Origin of the sequence: Longimonas sp., assembly GCF_046498435.1 — a bacterium.
GTDB lineage: Bacteria > Bacteroidota > Rhodothermia > Rhodothermales > Salinibacteraceae > Longimonas.
Genome location: NZ_JAWOAR010000207.1, coordinates 19421 through 37820, shown reverse-complemented (window position 1 = coordinate 37820; position 18400 = coordinate 19421). Strand labels below are relative to the sequence as shown.

11 protein-coding genes are annotated in these 18400 nt (G+C 61.2%); 1 reads left to right on the top strand and 10 read right to left on the bottom strand.

The genetic code is table 11. The features are described from left to right. Positions 1-32: 32 nt before the first annotated feature. The 9 genes from R6U20_RS07835 to R6U20_RS07795 all read right to left on the bottom strand — a co-directional run bounded on the left by R6U20_RS07835 (position 33) and on the right by R6U20_RS07795 (position 13974). Positions 33-896 carry a hypothetical protein gene (locus tag R6U20_RS07835; protein WP_410337303.1) on the bottom strand — a complete coding sequence of 288 codons (864 nt, stop codon included), beginning with the start codon at positions 894-896 and terminating at the stop codon, positions 33-35. Positions 897-1009: 113 nt separating this feature from the next. Then, entirely contained in the window at positions 1010-1561 is a 552-nt protein-coding gene (locus R6U20_RS07830; RefSeq protein ID WP_410337302.1) for a hypothetical protein, read from the bottom strand. A 215-nt stretch (positions 1562-1776) separates the two neighbouring features. Beyond that, positions 1777-4152, bottom strand: coding sequence for an ATP-dependent helicase (locus tag R6U20_RS07825; protein ID WP_410337301.1), 2376 nt, complete (start codon positions 4150-4152; stop codon positions 1777-1779). 260 nt (positions 4153-4412) lie between these two features. Then, positions 4413-4940 (bottom strand): fasciclin domain-containing protein, encoded by a 528-nt coding sequence (locus tag R6U20_RS07820; RefSeq protein ID WP_410337300.1) that lies wholly within the window; start codon positions 4938-4940, stop codon positions 4413-4415. A 506-nt stretch (positions 4941-5446) separates the two neighbouring features. Next, positions 5447-5920 carry a peptidylprolyl isomerase gene (locus R6U20_RS07815; protein ID WP_410337299.1) on the bottom strand — a complete coding sequence of 158 codons (474 nt, stop codon included), beginning with the start codon at positions 5918-5920 and terminating at the stop codon, positions 5447-5449. Between the two features lie 184 nt (positions 5921-6104). Continuing rightward, positions 6105-7439 (bottom strand): TolC family protein, encoded by a 1335-nt coding sequence (locus R6U20_RS07810; RefSeq protein ID WP_410337298.1) that lies wholly within the window; start codon positions 7437-7439, stop codon positions 6105-6107. Between the two features lie 88 nt (positions 7440-7527). Then, the gene (locus R6U20_RS07805; RefSeq protein WP_410337297.1) at positions 7528-10746 is read right to left on the bottom strand and encodes an efflux RND transporter permease subunit; all 3219 of its coding nucleotides are present in this window, start codon (positions 10744-10746) and stop codon (positions 7528-7530) included. 48 nt (positions 10747-10794) lie between these two features. Continuing rightward, positions 10795-11943 carry an efflux RND transporter periplasmic adaptor subunit gene (locus R6U20_RS07800; protein ID WP_410337296.1) on the bottom strand — a complete coding sequence of 383 codons (1149 nt, stop codon included), beginning with the start codon at positions 11941-11943 and terminating at the stop codon, positions 10795-10797. A 204-nt stretch (positions 11944-12147) separates the two neighbouring features. Beyond that, positions 12148-13974, bottom strand: coding sequence for an acyl-CoA dehydrogenase family protein (locus R6U20_RS07795; protein WP_410337295.1), 1827 nt, complete (start codon positions 13972-13974; stop codon positions 12148-12150). Between the two features lie 871 nt (positions 13975-14845). Here R6U20_RS07795 and R6U20_RS07790 point away from each other — a divergent pair. Next, positions 14846-16282 carry an MATE family efflux transporter gene (locus R6U20_RS07790; protein ID WP_410337294.1) on the top strand — a complete coding sequence of 479 codons (1437 nt, stop codon included), beginning with the start codon at positions 14846-14848 and terminating at the stop codon, positions 16280-16282. A 485-nt stretch (positions 16283-16767) separates the two neighbouring features. On the opposite strand, the gene R6U20_RS07785 is transcribed toward R6U20_RS07790, so the two are convergent. Further along, entirely contained in the window at positions 16768-18366 is a 1599-nt protein-coding gene (locus tag R6U20_RS07785; protein WP_410337293.1) for a phytoene desaturase, read from the bottom strand. Positions 18367-18400 lie beyond the last annotated feature (34 nt).

Genomic DNA, 18400 nt, shown 5'->3' with positions numbered 1-18400 from the left:
CAGCCAGTCAGTTAATTCATGTCGGCTCCGGGTCACCACAGCGTAACGGCCATGCCTAGGCTGGCCGAGAAGCGCACGCCGTCGCCGGCACGCCCGGTGAGGTCGACCAGGGCCGGACTAAACACCAGCGGCACGCGTTCAAACGGCGTTACCGAGAGGCCGAGCGCCAGGTCCTGGCCGGTCCAATTCGCCACCACATGCATGGCCGGATGCACCCGAGCGGCTACGCTGCCAAAGGTGTTGAGTCCGTCGTCGCGCTGTTGAAACTGGCGTTCGGGCAAGAAGCGGTCGTTGCCGATGCCTGCGCTCACAATGAACGCCGTGGTGCGCCAGTGATTCTGCCGCAGCACGTGCGACACGACAGCGTAGCGGCTGCTTCCACCATCAGTGCCCTCGGTGTGCCACATGTTTTCGTGGCCGAGGGCGACCGCCCAGCGCGATCCGAACTGGCGGTGCAACTTCCAGCTTAGCGCTCGGTCTTCAGCGAAATCGGTGTAGGTATCGAGCACCGTGAGCGTGACGTCGAGTCCGACCCAGCGCTGCGGATCGCCCAGCCCTGCGCCGCCGCTTGCCACGCCGTCTTGCCAGGTGGCGTAGCGAATGCGATGCTGAAAGTGCACCCCGCCGTAGATCTGTCCGAGGCGCGCCCCAAACGCAGTGGGCGTGTTCAGCGTGATGCCGGGCACCGGGTGCAGGTTGCGAGGGGACGCAGCACGGGGTACGGACAGTGCAAGCGCCTCTCGGGCCTCGGCCACTGTGTCATCGGTGGTATCGGGAGCAGCGGTGTAGACTGCCGCCTGTGGAGCAGCGCGGTCCGTTGCATCCAAAAGAAATGGTGTAAGGTCCGCACCCCCCAGCACAGACCCCACACCAAAGAGAAACCAGTATAGAAGCATAAAAGTGAGTAGCGTTTGCCGCTCGTGTAGAAGATAAGTCGTGAGGCAGTAGACGAAGTCGTTAGGGGGATACGAAAGCGCTTGCCCGGTGCGCTCATGCAGATGCAGAGCCGTCAGGGGGCCGCCTGAGTGAGGGCTGCCAAGGCGTGCCGAAGGGCCAGAAATGAAGGCGCTGGGTCAGTCACAAACGTTGGGGCGGCTGCCGCCACGGCTGCGTTGTAGGCATCGAGACTGGCTTGCAGGGCCTCGGGCTCCACCCGGTTCTGCGCGGTAAGTCCGGCGAGCGCATCGATGAGCGCCTCGGTTTCGGCAGCGGGCAGGCCGCGCGTGGTCCACTCGCTGTGGAGGTCGGCCTTGAGTTCAGGCAGCGCCTTGGTCTGCGTCAGCAGGGCGCGTGCGGTGGGGGCAGCGGCGAACGCATCAGTTATAGCTGGTGCCATGCTGCTGGACACGGCAGCGTCGGTTGAGAGTGTGTTGAGCGCAGCAGCGCGTTCGTTGAGTTGCGTGCGTGCCTCGGGCGTGGCCCAGGCGTTGGCACTGCCCTGAAAGAGCGCCCCGGCAATGTCGCTGCCTCCGCCTATGCAGTCGCTACAGGTGCCTTGAGCAGCGGCAGGACCCGCCAGAAGCAGGGCCAACAGTCCAACAAAGAGAAAACGAAGAGTCATAGCAGCAGGCGCTATAGGGGCGCACAGGTGGTGGAGAAGGCGGTCAAGTCAACACCTGCATGCTACGAGTGCGCACGACGCAGCGCTGTCTTTATTTGGGTATACCCAGCGCCACTTTTGGACGATCTGATGGTGCACCAAGTGTTGGTTCCGGCATAGCGCGATTGGTGCGTAGCACGAGCCTTGGTATCTCTTCTGACGCAACCTGTGGCGGGCTACCCCACCACGCGTAGCCGGGCGTATTTGAGTTTCAGCTTCTTGTTGCCAATATCGCCCCCAAAAAACACGACAGCGGTGGCGCGGTCGCCTTTTCCTTCCACGGATTGCACCTTGCCCTCGCCAAACGTGCTGTGCTGCACGCGCACACCGGGTACAATCTGCCCTTCGCCTTCGTCGTAGACCACGCGGCGCCCCGACGACCCGCTCGATGAGTTGCTTTTCGAGGATACCGTGCGCGTGGTGCGGCGCGTGCCCTTCTTCGACGAGCCGGACCCCTTGCGCAGGTTCTTCCGGTAGTAGTGCGGATCCATGTCGTCGTAGCTCTCGGTGCTGCCCTTGCTGCTTGACGAGAAGCGATTCTTCTTCTGGCGGAGACGCCCACCGCCTGCCGTCTGCACCACGCTGTCGTCAACTTCGTCGAGGAAGCGGCTGCGCGTGTTGTGTTCTTGCCTGCCGTAGCGATACCGGTTGCGCGCCCAGCTTAAGAAGAGGCGCTCCTCAGCCCGCGTAGCGCCTACGTAGAAGAGGCGGCGCTCTTCTTCCAACTCCGTGCGCTCTTGCGTTGCCTTAGCGAGTGGGAAAAGTCCCTCTTCGAGTCCGGTAATAAACACGACCGGATACTCCAGCCCCTTCGAGGCATGCAGCGTCATGAGCGTAACCTTGTTGGGGTCGTCGTCGCCGTCGAGGTCGGTGAGTAGTGTAACTTCTTGCAGGAACGTGCTGAGCGTGGCGTTGTCGGCGCTGGCAGTGTACTCCGCGATGCCGTTTACGAGCTCCTGCACATTCTCCCAGCGGCGGAGGTTTTCGCGGGTGTGCTCTTTGCGCAGCTCGCTCAGCATCCCAGCTTCCTGGATAAGATCGCGCGTCAGGTCGTCTACCGGAGCGCTGTTGATCTTGCTCATGTACTTGGCAATGAGCGCGCGGAAGCGCCCCACGGCGTTTTTGGCGCGGGTCGAAAGCGTGTCGATCTGCTCCACCTGTTCGACCGCCTGCCACATCGACATGCTATTCTCAGAGGCGTAGTTGCGCACACGCTCCTGTGTTTTGGCGCCAATGCCGCGGGTGGGGTAGTTGATGACGCGCTCCAGGCTGGCCCGGTCGTTCGGATTCACCAGCAGCTTCAGGTACGCGAGCACATCCTTGATTTCCTTGCGCTGGTAGAACGACGTGCCGCCAATAATGCGATACGGCACGTTCTCGCGGCGCAGCGCCTCCTCCAGCGCACGGCTCTGCGCGTTGGTGCGGTAGAGCACCGCAAAGTCGCTGTACTCCAGTCCCTCGCGCAGCTGCAAGTCGCGGATCTTCTGCTCCACCTTCTTGGCTTCGTCCTTCTCGGAGAGCGCCTCGGTCAGCAGCACCTTATCGCCGCCGTCCTTGTCGGTCCAGAGCGTCTTATCGAGCTGATCCTTGTTCTGGTCGATGATTGAGTCTGCCAGCGTCAGGATGTTCTCGGTGGAGCGGTAGTTGCGCTCCAGCCGCACGGTAGTGGCGTCGGGGTAGTCGCGCTCGAACGACAGGATATTGCTGATGTCAGCGCCGCGAAAGGCGTAGATGCTCTGTGCATCGTCGCCCACCACGCACAGGTTTTTGTGTCCCGCCGCCAGTTGTTTGGCCAGCACATACTGCACGTGGTTTGTGTCCTGGTACTCGTCGATGTGCACGTACTGCCAGCGCTGCTGATACGTCTGCAGAATCTCGGGCTCCTGGTTGAAGAGCTGCACCGGTTTGAGCAGCAGGTCGTCGAAGTCGAGTGCGTTGGCGCGTTTCAGCGCGGCTTCGTAGGCAGGATACACCTTGGCCGTGGCTTCTTGCAGACGGCCATGCGCCATGCTTTCATACTCGCTGGGGCCGACCATCTGGTTTTTGGCGCTGGAGATGGTGCGCTGCACCGAGCGCGGCTTGACCTCGTCGGTGTTGAGTTGCAGCCGGTTCATCTGCTGCTTCACGATCTTTTTGCTGTCGTCGGTATCGTAGATCGAGAAGTCTTGTGAGTAGCCGATGGCGTCGATATCGCGGCGCAGCAGTCGGGCAAACGAGCTATGAAACGTGCCCACCCACATGCCGCGCGTTTTGTCGCCCACCAGGCGCTGCACGCGCTCGCGCATCTCGCGGGCGGCCTTGTTGGTGAACGTGAGTGCAATGATCTGGTAGGGGGTGGCCTTGCCGGTGGCCAGCAGGTAGGCAATGCGATGCGTGAGCGTGCGCGTTTTGCCCGAGCCCGGCCCGGCAATAATCATGACGGGTCCGTCGGTTGCGGTGACGGCGGCGCGCTGGTCTTCGTTGAGCCCGCTCAAGATGCGCTCTTGGGCTTCAGGGTCGGGGTCCACAGACGACGAGGGGGATGGGGATGACAGTTGGATGCGACGCGCCATAACGCAGCAGACAGGTAGGTGTAAGAGACAGACGGCACGCTGCGTCCATGGAGACGCTGCGCAGCATGTCTATACGGGATGCATCAGCCTGCGTTCGTCCAAGATCGGATAGAAGATTGCCTGGCGGTTTGCGATGTCCAATGGATGGGGCGGTGGGCTGCAACGCAAAAACGCCCGCTTCCGTAAAGAAGCAGGCGCTTTGACGCTGCGTAAATTAAGCGTGCGAGGCAGTGAGCCTTGCATGCTCCCAAACAGCTATGTTATTCTCCAGGTGGCAGGAGGACGGTATCAATGACGTGAATGACGCCGTTTGAAGCTTCAATGTCAGCTTGCACGACCTCGGCGCTGTTGGATCCGCTCAGCGTAATGACATCGTCTTCAGCCGAGATGCCCACGGACTGTCCGGTAACGGTAGGAGCGTCGGTCATCTCCGCAATGTCTTCGGCATAGGCTTCGGCCGTAACGACATGATAGGAAAGGATGTTAGCGAGCTCTTCGATGTTTTCTTCTTCCATCAGGCGCTCCAGATCGTCGCCGAGGGCTTCGAAGGCCTCATCGTTAGGTGCGAGGATGGTAAAGGGGCCTTCGCCTTGCAGGGCTGCATCGAGTCCGGTAACCTGGAGTGCTTCAACCAGAATGTTGAAGTCGTCCGACTCAATAGCCACATCGACAACGGTGGGGCCGTCGTTTTCGGGCGGATTGCCCATGTCTTGGGCGGTAGCGGTAGACCAGCCGAACCCTACCGTAAATAGTAGAAGAACAGTCAGGGTAGAGAGTAAGCGATTCATAGTGTAGGAGGCTGTCGTATGTAGAGGGTATGTGTGAACACAGTGCTGTAACGGCGGGTTGCTCGGGCTTCGTATAGTACGAACAGCATAGAGGGGGAGATAGACAGGGCTTTCACATTTTGAAGAAGGGGGTAACACGATCGATACACTGCGGTCTATGCATCATGATTTAATGGGGCGATATGATTTAATGGGGCGATACCAACTCCGCATGCTTGTAGTGTCTCTGAACGGCCAGGTCCTGTGATTAATCTCAAAAAGTCACGGAGCCTTGCGACGAGATGACATGTGTGAGCCGCAACTGCGTACGTCCTCGCCGCAATGCTACAACCGGATTTGGGGTGACTTGTGAGAAAGCGGGGGCCTGCCGAAAGACAGAGAGGTAGCAAAGCAAAGAACGGGCGCCACAAGAAAACGCCTGTGCCCCTTTCAGAGCACAGGCGTAACGAACAGCTACATGCACAATGCAGATTGTGCGCAGCGTCTATTGCGTACGAGGCGCAGGGTTACGGCGTGATGATATTGCCGCCCTCATCCGCTTCGCCGTCGCCGCTTTCAACTTCAATCAGTTCCACGTCGAACTCCAGCGTGCGGCCAGCGAGCGGGTGGTTAGCGTCGACGGTGATGTGGTCGTCTTCCACGTTTGCGATCTGCACCGGCACGGCCTGGCCCTGCTCCGTGTGCATCTGCAGCTGCTGGCCGACTTCCGGATCGATTTCGTCGGGGAGCGAGTCGCGGTCTACGTCCATGACCATGTCGTCGCGCCGTTCGCCATAGCCATCTTCGGGCGTGATGGTGCCGGTTTTGGTGTCGCCCGGTTCCATGCCTTCTACGAGTTTCTCGAAGCCCGGAATCACTTTCTGTGCCCCCAGCTCAAAGCTGATGGGCTCTCGCTCGCGCGAGCTGTCAAAGACGGTGCCATCTTGCAGGCGGCCCGTGTAGTGAATGTGGACGGTATCTCCTTTTTTTGCTTCAGCCACAGGTCAGTAGAGTCTGTCAACAAGAATGTATGCGAATACATATCGGTATTAACAATGCCGAAGCCGCTTTGATGTTGGAGGGCATTCGGCATCTTCACGATCATCAGATACACCAATCAGATACACGAGCGTGAGGGCAAAGTTGCGCTTGGCGCATGGGCTTCTGGTTCTATGAGCATGCAGGTTATTCGCTGAGCAGATCGGCCTGTGTTGTGCCGCTCAGTTCGCGGAGGGTGAGTTCGGCTTGCTTGGCGCTGAAGCGTGCGCGTACCAGATCGCTCTCGGACCGCACGGCTTGCTCTTGTACTTCGCGCAACTCGATGGAAGAGATGTCGCCCACCTCGAACTGTTCGAGTGCGACCTCGACATTGGCGCGGGCCATCTCCAGGTTGTCGGTTTCGAGCGCGACCACCTCCAGCCGCTTCTGATATTCGGCATAGGCTTGGGTGAGTGTGGAGAGCAGTTCGCTTTCGACATCCTCGACAGCGAGTTCGGCATTGCGGATGCGCACCTGCGCATTTTGGCGCTGGCGGCGCCGGTCGAACCCGGTGAACAGCGGAAATTGCAGCGACAGGCCGTACGTCAGGTCGTAGTTGGTGCTTTGCTGCACGAAGCCGCTCTCTGAGTCGGTGCGGCTTACGCCATACCCAAGCGTGGCATCGAGCGCGGGGAGGCGATTGGCTTGTAAGGCGCGCTGTTCTTGCTCGGCTGCCTGCAGGGCGGCTTGGGCTTGCTGGAAGACCGGGTTGGCTTGCTGAATCGCTTCCTGTACGGTCTCGGCGGCAAGGGTTTCGTCTATGTCGATGCTCTCGGCGACCGCGAAATCGGTGGCGGTGGTGCGGCGTCCCCGTACGCGGTTCAGTTCGGCTTTGGCGGATTCAAGAGCTGCCTCCTGCCGCAAAAGGGCCGATCGGTCGGCATTTAGGTCGACGCGTGCCTGGCGGACCTCCAGGTCGGAGGCGCTGCCGACCTCGTTACGCAGTTCTACGATACGAACGCGTTCTTCGGAGACGGCGACGGTTTCTTCGAACACGTCGCGCTGGCGTTGGGCACGCACCACGGTGTAGTACGCCAGAGCGGCATCGGTGAGGAGTTGTTCGGTGGTGGCCCGGGCCCGCTGGCGTTCGGCATTGCGTTCGGCCCGCAGGCGGTTGAGCGTGGCAAAGCGCCCCAGTCCATCGAACACGCGCCACGACAGTTCGGCATCGGCTCCGCTGTTGGTGGTGCGGGCCCCGTTGATCTCTTGCGGGTCTTGCCCCTGAAACTGTTGTTCGGTATCGCTAATGGTTTCGTTGTAGCGGGCCTGCACCGACAGTTCAGGCAAAAACCCCGCGTTGCCAACCGAAGCATTGCGATCGGCAATATCGGCGTCGTTTTCCGCTGTTTGTACATCGGGGTTGTTGCGGAGTGTCTCTTGCAGCACCGTGCGCAGCGGCACAAGGTCATCGGTTTGGGCAAGAGCAGCAGGACTGAGCCCGGTTAGCAGGCACGTAAGAAGGAGGCAGCACCGAAGGAGCATACGCAGAAGCAAAGGGTCGCAAGAGGAAAGATTGCACGATGAACAACGGAGCACTGCGGGAGACAGCCCCCGCCGTTGCATCTATTGATTAGGCCGAGGTGTCGTCGCCAGAAGCGGCAGGGTCGGGGCGGTTCGGAAGCGACGCCGAGCCACTCCCGTCACCCGCCGTTCCATCATCCGCCGTTCCGTCACCCGCCGTTCCATCATCCATCGCGCCGTTGCCTGTGGTGCTGTTGCCCACAGGAACGGCTACGCTCTTCGTTACCTTGGAACTGGTGAGGTAGGTGTACATGGCGGGAATGACGTAAAGCGAGAGGAACGTACCCACAATCAGCCCACCAATTACGACGAGCCCCATGGGGATGCGGCTTTCGGCGCCGGCTCCTACGGCCAGCGCAATGGGCAGCACGCCCAGAATCGTCGAGAAGGCTGTCATAAGGATAGGCCGGAAGCGCACAGCAGCGGCCTCGGTGATGGCCTCATCGATGTCAAGGCCTGCCGCGCGGCGCTGGTTGGCAAACTCAACAATCAGGATGCCGTTCTTTGCCACCAATCCGACCAGCATCACAATACCAATTTGGCTGAAGATGTTGAGCGACTGCCCAAATACCCACAGGAAGGCAAGCGCACCGGTGAGCGCCAGGGGCACCGTAATCAGAATCGTAAACGGATCCCGAAAGCTCTCAAACTGCGCCGCCAGCACCAGATAGATCAGCAGGAGCGCCAGGCCGAATACGTAGAGCAGCTGGTTGGAGGTCTCCTGAAAGTCGCGGGACTGGCCGTCGAGGGCGGTGGAGAACGACGGGCCGAGGACCTCATCCGCTATCGTATCCAGCTCGCTGATGCCGTCGGCAATGCTGTATCCATCGGCCAGTTGTCCCTCGATGGTAGCCGACTGGAAGCGGTTGAAGCGAAACAGTTGTGGCGGGTTGGCCTGCTCTTCGATGGTTACGACGTTGTCGAGCAGCACCGGCTCGCCGCTGTTGGAGCGGACGTAGAGATTGAGCAAGTCAGACGGCTCGTTGCGGTCGGCGCGGTCTACCTGGGCAATGACATCGCGCTGTTTGCCGTCGCGCGTGAAGAAGCCCACGCGCTGCTCGCTGAGCGACAGTTGCAGGGTTTCGGCTACATCGAGGGCCGAGACCCCGATGTTGTCGGCGCGCTCCCGGTCGATCTGCACATCGATTTCGGGCTTGTTGAACTTCAGGTTGGCATCCAGAAAGGTGAAGGCATCCGACTGCCGGGCGCGTTCCAGGAACTCGGGGAGGGTTTCTTCGAGGGCCTCCAGATTTGGCGCTTGCAGCACATACTGGATGGGCTGTCCGCCCTGAGATCCCACTTCGATGGTCTGCTCCTGGGTCACAAACGTACGAGCCCCCTCCATCTGGCCGACCGCTTCTGTGAGCGCATCCGCGATTTCGTCTTGGCTGCGGTCGCGCTCATCGGGCTCGACCAGTTGCAGGCGCATGAACCCACTGTTGACCGAACTGGATGCTCCGAATCCGGGCGAGGTGACGGTGATGACGGCTTCGGTTTCAGGGACTTCCTCACGAACCGTTTCGTAGAGGCTCATGATGTAGGCATCCATGTACTCGTACGTGGCGCCCTCGCGTGCTTGCGAGAAGAGGCGCAAGCTGCTTCGATCTTCGAGCGGGGCCAGCTCCTCAGGGAGTACGCTATAGAGTCCGCCAATGATGACAGCACAGACTGCAATGACGCCGAAGGCGGTCCAGCGGCGCTTCATGAAGGATTCGAGGGAGCTACGATACTGCTCATTCAGCCACTCAAAGAACGGTTCTGTTTTTTGGTAGAACCAGGGCTGCTCCTCGCGCTTTTTCAGGAGGCGCGTGGAGATCATGGGGGTAAAGGTAAGCGCCACAAACGAGGAGATAGCTACGGCGCCGGCAATGACCAGCCCAAACTCCTGAAAGAGCTGCCCGGTGAGGCCGCCCAGGAAGATGATGGGCAGAAAGACCACCACGAGCGATATGGAGGTTGCAATGACAGCGAAGAAGATCTCGCGCGTGCCGATGATGCCAGCCTGAATGGGCTCGTGGCCCTCCTCGAGCTTGGCGTAGATATTCTCCAGCACCACAATCGCATCGTCAACGACCAGGCCAATGGCCAGCACCATCGCCAGCAGCGTAAGCACGTTGATGGAGAAGCCAGCGATGTACATGACGAAGAACGACCCAATGAGCGCGACGGGAATCACCAGCAGAGGGATGATCGTGGAGCGCCAGTCGCGCAGGAAGCCAAAGATGACCAGAAACACCAGCAGCAGCGCGATAAAGATGGTCTGCTGCACCTCGGCAATGCTCTGGCGGATCTGCGTGGTGGTGTCGAACCCGATGCCCAGTTCGATGTCGTCGGGCAGGTCGGCTTCGATTTCGTCAACGCGGTCGTAGAACTCGTCGACAATGTCGATGTAGTTGGCGCCGGCAAGTGGACGCAGCACAACGCCCACCATAGAGGTGCCATCGCGGCGGAGCAGGGTGCGTTCGTTTTGAGGACCAATTTCGGCGCGGCCCACATCTTCGAGCCGCACAATCTCGCCCTCGGGCGACTGCTTCAGGATGAGCTGATTGAAGTCTTCTTCCGTCTCCAGGCGGCTCTGCGTGCGCACCGTGAGTTCAATGTTCTCGCCCTCGATGCGTCCGGAGGGCAACTCCACGTTCGAGCGGCCCAGCGCGGTGCGGATGTCTTGCGGCGTAAGCTGATACGCGGCCAGCTGCTGCGGGTCGATCCAGAGGCGCATCGAGTACTCTTTCGAGCCCCAGATGTCGACGCGGCTGACGCCCTCAATCGTTTGCAGCCGCTCCTTAAAGCGGTTGTCGGCCAGCTCGGTCATCTCCAGCAGATTCCGGTAGTCGCTGCTGATGTTCAAGAAGACAATTGGCTGTGCATCCGCATCGGACTTCGACACGGTGGGCGGGTCTACATCGGGCGGAAGCTGCCCCTGGGCCCGTGATACGCGATCGCGCACATCGTTGGCGGCGCGTTCTAAGTCGGCCCCCAGTTCGAACTCAACCGTGACGGTAGAGCGGCCCTCGCGGCTGACCGAGGTGAGCGTCCGAATCCCTTCAATGCCGTTGATCTGCTCTTCAAGTGGCTCGGTGATCTGCGAGTCGATGACGTCGGCGTTAGCGCCGGTGTAGTTGGTGGATACGCTAATAACCGGCGGGTTTACCGAGGGGTATTCGCGCACGCCCAGGAAGAAAAAGCCGATGGCCCCAAAAATGACGATCAGCGTCGCCATAACGGTAGACAGGACCGGGCGTTCAATGCTTAGCGAGTAGAGGGCCATGGAAAGTCTAACCTGTACAGCAAACGATAGAAACGCGGCGCGATGAAACTACTCGTCGGAGGGCACCACTACCTCGGTTTCGGTGTCGAGGTCATCGGTCGTATCGATGGTGGTGAGCTCGACGGAGCGACCGGGACGCAGCTCCTGAATGTTGGAAGTGATGACGGTGTCGCCGGGCGCCAGGCCCTCGGTGATCTCCACCATCTCGCTGGTGCGCCGCCCAATGGTGACCTCTTGCGGCTGAGCGCTGCCGTCTCGGTACACAAACACGCGTTGCACACCCAGATTGGGCACAAGCGCAAAGTTAGGAATCACAAGCGCCTCGTCGACAGCACCGATGGTTAGCGTCAGGTCCGCAAAGGTGCCGGGGCGCAGTTCGCCTACACCGTTGCCTGAGCGAGCGCGCACACGAAGCGACCGTGTGTCGTTGTCGACACGGGGCTCAGTGGCAATCACCTCGGCGGTGTGATCCGCATTGCTGTTCCGCACCGAAAACGTAATGGGTTGCCCTGCTTCCACCCGACCGGCATACTTCTCGGGCACCGAAAAGTCGATTTTGATGGGATCAATGCGCTGCAACGTCGCAATGCGCGTGTCGGGCGAGATGTAACTGCCTTCGCTCACATAGCGGAGGCCCAGCTGTCCGGCAAACGGAGCGCGGATCTCGGTTTTGGCGATGCGAGCCTCAATCTGATCCAGGTCGGCTTGGAGCACTTCGACGTCGCTCTGGGTGGCGTCGTAGGTTTCTTGACTTACGCCGCCCTCTTCAAGCAGGCGTGCCTGCCGCGCCTCGCGTGCTTCCGCCAGGGTGAGTTGGGATTGCAGGCGGCGTTGTTCGGCGTGCAGGTCGTCATTGCTCACAGACAGCAGCAGCTCACCCGCCTCTACGGTGCCACCCTCAGGCATCGATAGCGTGCTGACACGCCCCGATGTTTCTATCGCCAGGTCCACCGATTCGTCGGCACGCAGCGTTCCGGTGGCGCGGATTTGTTCGGCCATGCGGGTCGGCTCTACGACCACGCCGTCGGCTTGCAACGCAGAGGCTTCCTGTTGCTCGTCGGCCTGCTCGTCTTCGTCGGCAGTACTGCTGGTGCCGTCTTGTGGAATCATCAACACGCCGCCTACAATCAGCAGGCCGACAAGCAGGGCCCAAGAAACTGGGCGTTTCCACCAGGCGGTATCAGAGAAGGTTGTCATGTAGAATACGTCCAGCCAGCAAAAGAGAGCAGAAGAAATGCGGGCATGTATCCGCACCGTCCGTAGTTAACACGCCCCGTTGGGGAAGAGATTCCGCACTCATGCTACCTTTTAGCCATCTGATAACATAAGGCGTTACGGACCCGTCATCTCTGTTGGTATCTCCCACAAGTTGTTACTTGAAACGCCCGTGGGGGGCTAACGCTATGCCTTCGCTTGCTGTCCCTGTCCGTCTGCAAACGCTGACTCAGAGAGCGTATCGGCGGTGGGCACGGGGGCGGGTGTGTCGGCAGTGCCCGTGTGGCATTCGAACAGCGTGGGGCAGTTGAAGTCGTGCGCAAGCACATGCGCGCCGTGCGGATCGACCGGGTGCAGGTGGTCAATGCCCGCCGCAGCCAGCCGTACTGCGGCTTCTGCCGGACGCGCATCGTTTTCGTGGTTGAGCGCCCACTGTGCGTGGTGTACGGTGAGGGCCACCTCCATTACCGATCCCACCGTGTACGCAAAGCGCCGGGCGCTGCCCTGGAGTTGGGCGTCGTTGTCTTGCGCCTCATGCAGCCAGTTTTGGGCATGTTGGAGCGCCTGGGCGGCTTTTTTCATGGGAGGAATGAGACGCGGCGCAGAAAGACCATCCATGCAGCGCTTGAACTCGGCCCGAAGCGGAGCCAGTCCGCCGGTGCGCTTGAGCGCGCGGAGCAGGTCAAGGGCCAGTACGTTGGTGGTGCCTTCCCAGATGGGCAGCACCTGCGCATCCCGATGCAGTTGGGGCAGGCCCGTGTCTTCGACATAGCCAGCGCCGCCAAAGGCTTCCATGGCCTCGCTCGTAACGGATACGCACTGCTTGGCGGTGAGCAGTTTGGCGATGGGCGTGAGTAGCCTCAGCAGCGCATGGTCGGTGTCTGTGGCAGTGTCGGCCTCGTCGCGTCCCAGCAGTTCGGCCACGCGAAACGACAGGTGGAAGGCCCCCTCGTAGGTGCTCTGCATCTGCGCGAGCGTGTCCTGGTGCAAGGGCTGGTCGATCAGCTTTTTGCCAAAGACGGTGCGCTTGGTGGCGTAGTCGCGCGACAGGGCTACGGAGCGGCGCATAAAGCTGGTGGCGGTGACGGCATTCCAGGTGCGCGTGATGTTTAGCATCGGCGCAATGTGCCGCGTGCCGCGCTTTAGTTCGGTAACGGGCATTGCCTCCACGCCATTCAGGTGGAGTTCGGCGGTAGGCAGCTTGCGCGTGCCGAGCTTGTCTTTCAGCCGGAGCACGCGCAGCCCTGGTTTCAAAGCGCCGTCGTCGGTGCGGATGCGCACGTAAAAGAGCGCCAGCCCGCGTCCGCCATCGGGGTTGCCCTCGGGACGGGCCAGGGCCAGCGCCATATTTGCGGTGATGGCGCTCGTGAACCACTTGCGTCCGTACAGACGCCAGGTGCCGTCGTTGTCTTGGCGGGCGGTGGTGTTAGACTGCCCGACGTCGGAGCCGCCCGCGAGTTCGGTCATCCACTGGCCGCTGGTCCAGGCGGATTCGGGGGCGCGGCTGGTGAGGTGCGGCACGGCTTCGTCGATGAGCGCGTCGTTCCCGGCAGCGAGCAGCGTGCGCGTGGCGCCGTCGGTCATGGCAAGCGGGCAGCCGTACATGTCGGTCGAGGGGATGAACAGGTGCGCCAGCGCAAACTGCACCGGACGGCTCTGTGCGCCGTGCGGCTGTTCGTACGGCAGCGCGACGAGTCCGTACTCGGCTGCGAGCGGCGCGGCGGTTTTCCACACATCGGTGAGCGTGATTTTGTCGATGCGCTTGCCCCACGGGCTCCACTGCGTGAGTTCGGGTTCGCTGGTGCGGTCGGCCTGCTGCAGCGCGTAGAGGTCGCCCCCGGCGCGCTCGCCCAGCGCATGCAGTGCATCAGCGGCCTCCTGGCGCACGGCCTCGGGCAGGGTACGCTTCAGGTAGCTGGTGAGCACCCGGTCGCTGGTGTACTGGTTGCCGAGTTCGGGCGGCGCCTGGGTCGTGTCGACTGCGGGATCGGCAGGGGCGGATTCTTTGGACATAGCAGAATCAAGGGGGAGGCGGAGACGGCGATTCGGAGGGCATTGTGGTAACGGGCATGCGCATTGGATGTGCCACGGTGAACGCTTGTATCTCTGGCGGAGCTGATGGGAGCGAACGGGGGACCGTTCGCCTCAGGACAGATTTTTATTGGGAGAGCGATCACTTAACGTCCATTCACTACCCAAACTCCTGCTGCCAACGGTCCCCCGTTGGTAGAGCGAAGAGGACGGTCCTCCGTCCGTAGTGGCGTGCCAGGCCTCCACTTTCATCTTGGTCCTACATCATACCACTCATCTTTTGAGGGGGCGACGGACAGGCTGGACGGGGCAGAGCCCCTAAAAAAGTGCGTCACAAGGCAGAGCCTTGCGACGAGCGGGGCGGGAGGCGGGTTGCAATTGGCAAGAGCATCTCCGCATCACCCCGACGGGGGACCGTCGGGGCCAGATTCTGCGGGTAATCTCGAAAAGCCACAGAGCCTTGCGACGAGCGTTCATGAAAAGTCCCTGCCGCCAACGGTCCCCCGTTCGCAGCATGAAGAGGACAGTCCCCCGCCCGTAATGGCACACCGACGGAGCTCGTGTAGGGACACGGCGCGCCGTGTCCCTACGGTTTGCTACCAAACGATGGAGGGGCGGCCGGCCTTCGCCCGTTGGCACACCTACTTTCGATGGACACGTGCGCTGCTGTGGGGCTGGGCCGAATGCAGGAGGAAGCATGGCCCCTTGCTTTCCCCTAAAACACAAATGCGATGGACACGGTGATGCCAAAAAGATGTGAGGGATGCGCAACCGATGGCTCTTGCACGGATGGTAGCCGTGTATGCTGTTATGTGTACTGCAACATTACTCTTTTCACAAGCTCGCCTACACTGTGCGCACCCTGCTCAACCCCGTTCGTGCTTTGTTGGAACAGGTGGGCCGCCTGCTGGCCCGCTTGGGCTGGATTGATGCACGGCGTGGCGATGCCATTGCGGAGCTGGCGTGGCCGCGTATTGTAACGGGCGTGGCGCGGATGTCGAAGGCAACGGCCGATGTGGCGATGGTGGGCATGGCCGTAGGCGCTGCAGGGATTGCAGGCATCGGCTACGGCGTGCCGTATTGGACGCTGGCGTACATGCTGGGTGGCGGCATTGCGGGGGGCACGATTAGCCTTGTGTCGCAGCGCTTTGGGGCGGGGGAGCACCCGGGCATCACCACGGCGGTGGTGCAGAGCGCGGCGCTGGGGCTGCTCACGACGCTGCCACTGGTGGCGCTGTTTACGGGCATCACGGAGCCGCTCATCCGGCTGATTGGATCGGGCGAGGCGGCGGTGGCACACGGCGTCACGTATCTCTCGATTGCAAGCTGGGCGATGCCCTTTGCCGCGCTCAATCTGGTGGGCAGCCGCGCGCTGGTCGGCGCCAACGAAGCGTGGATTCCGATGGTGATTCGGGCGGGCGGTGCCATCGCCAACGTCATTCTGAGCGGGGTGCTCATCTTTGGGTTCGACATGGGCGTGGCGGGCGCGGCGCTGGGCACGGTGCTCGGTGGGGCGTCGGTGACGGGGGTGCTGGCCTGGGGCTTTGTACGCGGACGCCTGCCGTACGTGGGCGACCTGCCCATTCAGTGGGATGCGCGGGCTACACTTGGAGACCGGGCCACGGCTCGGCGTCTGGTGCAGGTGGGTACGCCGCTGGCCCTGCGCAAGGTGGCCCAGGGTGGCGGACGCTTTCCGATGATGGCGATTGTGGCGTTCTTTGGTCCAAATGTGGTCGCGGCGTACGTGGTAGCGCTACGGATGCGCGGCCTTATGAACACGCCAGGCTGGGGCTTTGGGCTGGCCTCCAGCAGTCTGGTGGGGCAGGCCCTGGGCCGTAACGATGATTCAGAGGCCGAGGCGTACGGTCACGATACGCTCCGTTTTACGGTCACCGTCTATGCGCTGGTGGCGCTGGCCATCTTTGTAGGAGCGCGTCCGGTGAGCTACCTATTTGTGCAGGATCCGGAGCTAATTCCGACCACAGCGGCGCTCCTGCGCGCTACGTGTGTGAGTGTGATCTTCCACGGCCTGCTGAACGGCGCGCTGGGTCCGCTCCGCGCGGGAGGCGATACGACGTGGCCGTTCTACGGACAACTGGCCGGGCTCTTCTTGTTTGCGCTTCCGCTGGCGTATGCCGGAGCCGTGACGCCGCTCGGGCTGTGGGGCGTGTATCTGGCGCTGGTGTTTGAGACGGCGATTCCGGCGTTTGTGACGTATTATCGCTACCACAGCGGCGCGTGGCTTGCCATTAACCGGGCGTACCGGGCGGCCACGCGGGGTTCGGCGTAGAACAGCCTTCGACAAAGGCGGCGTTGCTTACGTTGTGATCTTCAATGCCGCAAGCTTGTCGCACTTCACCGACACGTAAGTCCGAATCAAACAGCCGGTGCTGAATTGCGTCGTAGAACGTACGCACATCTGGAGGCCATACGGGGTCTGAGAACGCGTTGTGCTATACATGTATCTGCCGTTGACCGTGCAAAAGTGCGTATTTATGCCCCTGCACAGTCATCAGAGATGGATGCTGACCGTCGTCGGTAGGCGTCCGCCCCCGAGCGAAGCGACTGATGCACGCAGTGAATAAAGATCGCCCCCCCGAGGTACTTGCATCCATGTGCAGCGCGGCATGCTGTTCGGGCCGAATCGATGAGCCGCGTCGTGCCGCGTTGAGTAGAAGACGCAGAAGTACGTCCGCCGCACATATCCGACGGAGAACCATCGGACACAGGGGCGACCTGTTAGCGGCCTCTTTTGCTATCTATTGGACAGTCATGCTACGCCGCCATCGATGTTTTCTTCGGATGCACCGGGCGCAGGTCGCTGGGATCGGGGACGATGCTGTCGAGCACGCGCGCGGTGGAGAGCACGCCGGGCATGCCCGCGCCAGGATGCGTACCGGCCCCGGCAAAGTACAGGTGGTCGACATCTTCGCTTTCGTTGTGCGGACGGAACCAGGCGCTTTGTTGCAAGACCGGCTCTACGCTAAAGGCCGCGCCTTTCAGGCTCTTGTACTCCATCTGGAACTCGCGCGGCGTGAGCATACGGGAGGTCACGAGGTGCTCGCCCAGGTCGGGCATGATAGTGTCGGCGAGGTAGTCTTCGACCGACTGCCGGTACGGCTCGGCCTGCATGCGCCAGTCTACCCCGCTGTCGAGATGCGGCACCGGGCTTAGCACGTAGAAGGCGTCGTGGCCCTCGGGAGCCATCGATGGGTCGGTTTTGGTGGGACGGTGCAGGTAGAGGCTGAAATCGTCGGCCAGCTCCTGCTTATTGAAGATGTCGTCGAGCAGACTCTTGTAGCGCTCGCCCATCAGGATGGTGTGGTGCTCGATGTCTTCGTATTCGCGGTCGGTGCCGAAGTACCAGACGAAGAGGCTCATGGAGTACTTCATATTCTCCACGCGCTCATCGGTCCACGTTTGACGGTCTGACGGGTGAATCATGTGGCGGTAGGTGTAGCCGACATCGGCATTCGACACCACAATATCGGCATCGATGACTTCGCCGCTGGACAGCCGCACACCGCTGGCGCGTCCGCCATCCACCAGAATTTGCTCCACGTCCGCGTTATAGTGCTGCTCCGTACCGTCGAGTTCGTCGATCAGGTTTGACATACCACTCACGAGCGAGCCTGTACCACCCATCGCATACCACACACCCCACTTGCGCTCCAGAAACGCGATGAGCGTGTAAATAGAGGTAGTGCTGAATGGATTACCGCCCACAAGCAGCGGGTGGAAGGAGAGCACCTTGCGGATTTTCGGGTGCTCGACGTACTTGGAGACGAGGCTGTACACGGTGCGATGGCTCTCCAGCTTCATCATCGCGGGCACAATCTTGAGCATGTCGCTCAGGTTGTGGAACGGCACATGGCCCAGCTCCTCAAAGCCGATCTCGAAGATCTCCTCGCTCTTCTCCAGAAAGCGCCGGTAGCCTTCGACATCGGCAGGATTGAACTTGCGGATTTCGCGCTCCATGGTGTCCGAGTCGCCCGAGTAGTCGAAGTGCGTGCCGTCGTGAAAGGTGATTCGGTAGAACGGGTCGACAGGAACGAGCTCCACGTCGTCTTCAAGGGATTTGCCGCAGAGTGACCACAGTTCTTCAAACAGGAAGGGTGCGGTAACCACGGTAGGCCCGGCATCGAAGGTAAATCCGTCTTGCTTGAAAACGCGGGCGCGTCCGCCGGGCTGATTGAGGCGATCCAAGAGCGTTACGCGATAGCCACGCACACTCAGGCGAATGGCTGAAGCGAGTCCGCCGAGCCCGGCCCCGATAACGACGGCGTGGGGGGCATTGGGGCCAGGTGAGACGGGCTGGGTGGAAGTGTTGAGCGAGGCATCGTCGCGATGCACGAGGCGGTTCATCCAGGACATACTCGGGCGGGGCTATGGGATCAGAAGAGAGCGC

Coding starts and splice junctions, on each gene's coding strand:
- R6U20_RS07835 (WP_410337303.1), bottom strand. CDS start 896: ATGCTTCTATACTGGTTTCTCTTTGGTGTGGGGTCTGTGCTGGGGGGT.
- R6U20_RS07830 (WP_410337302.1), bottom strand. CDS start 1,561: ATGACTCTTCGTTTTCTCTTTGTTGGACTGTTGGCCCTGCTTCTGGCG.
- R6U20_RS07825 (WP_410337301.1), bottom strand. CDS start 4,152: ATGGCGCGTCGCATCCAACTGTCATCCCCATCCCCCTCGTCGTCTGTG.
- R6U20_RS07820 (WP_410337300.1), bottom strand. CDS start 4,940: ATGAATCGCTTACTCTCTACCCTGACTGTTCTTCTACTATTTACGGTA.
- R6U20_RS07810 (WP_410337298.1), bottom strand. CDS start 7,439: ATGCTCCTTCGGTGCTGCCTCCTTCTTACGTGCCTGCTAACCGGGCTC.
- R6U20_RS07805 (WP_410337297.1), bottom strand. CDS start 10,746: ATGGCCCTCTACTCGCTAAGCATTGAACGCCCGGTCCTGTCTACCGTT.
- R6U20_RS07800 (WP_410337296.1), bottom strand. CDS start 11,943: ATGACAACCTTCTCTGATACCGCCTGGTGGAAACGCCCAGTTTCTTGG.
- R6U20_RS07795 (WP_410337295.1), bottom strand. CDS start 13,974: ATGTCCAAAGAATCCGCCCCTGCCGATCCCGCAGTCGACACGACCCAG.
- R6U20_RS07785 (WP_410337293.1), bottom strand. CDS start 18,366: ATGTCCTGGATGAACCGCCTCGTGCATCGCGACGATGCCTCGCTCAAC.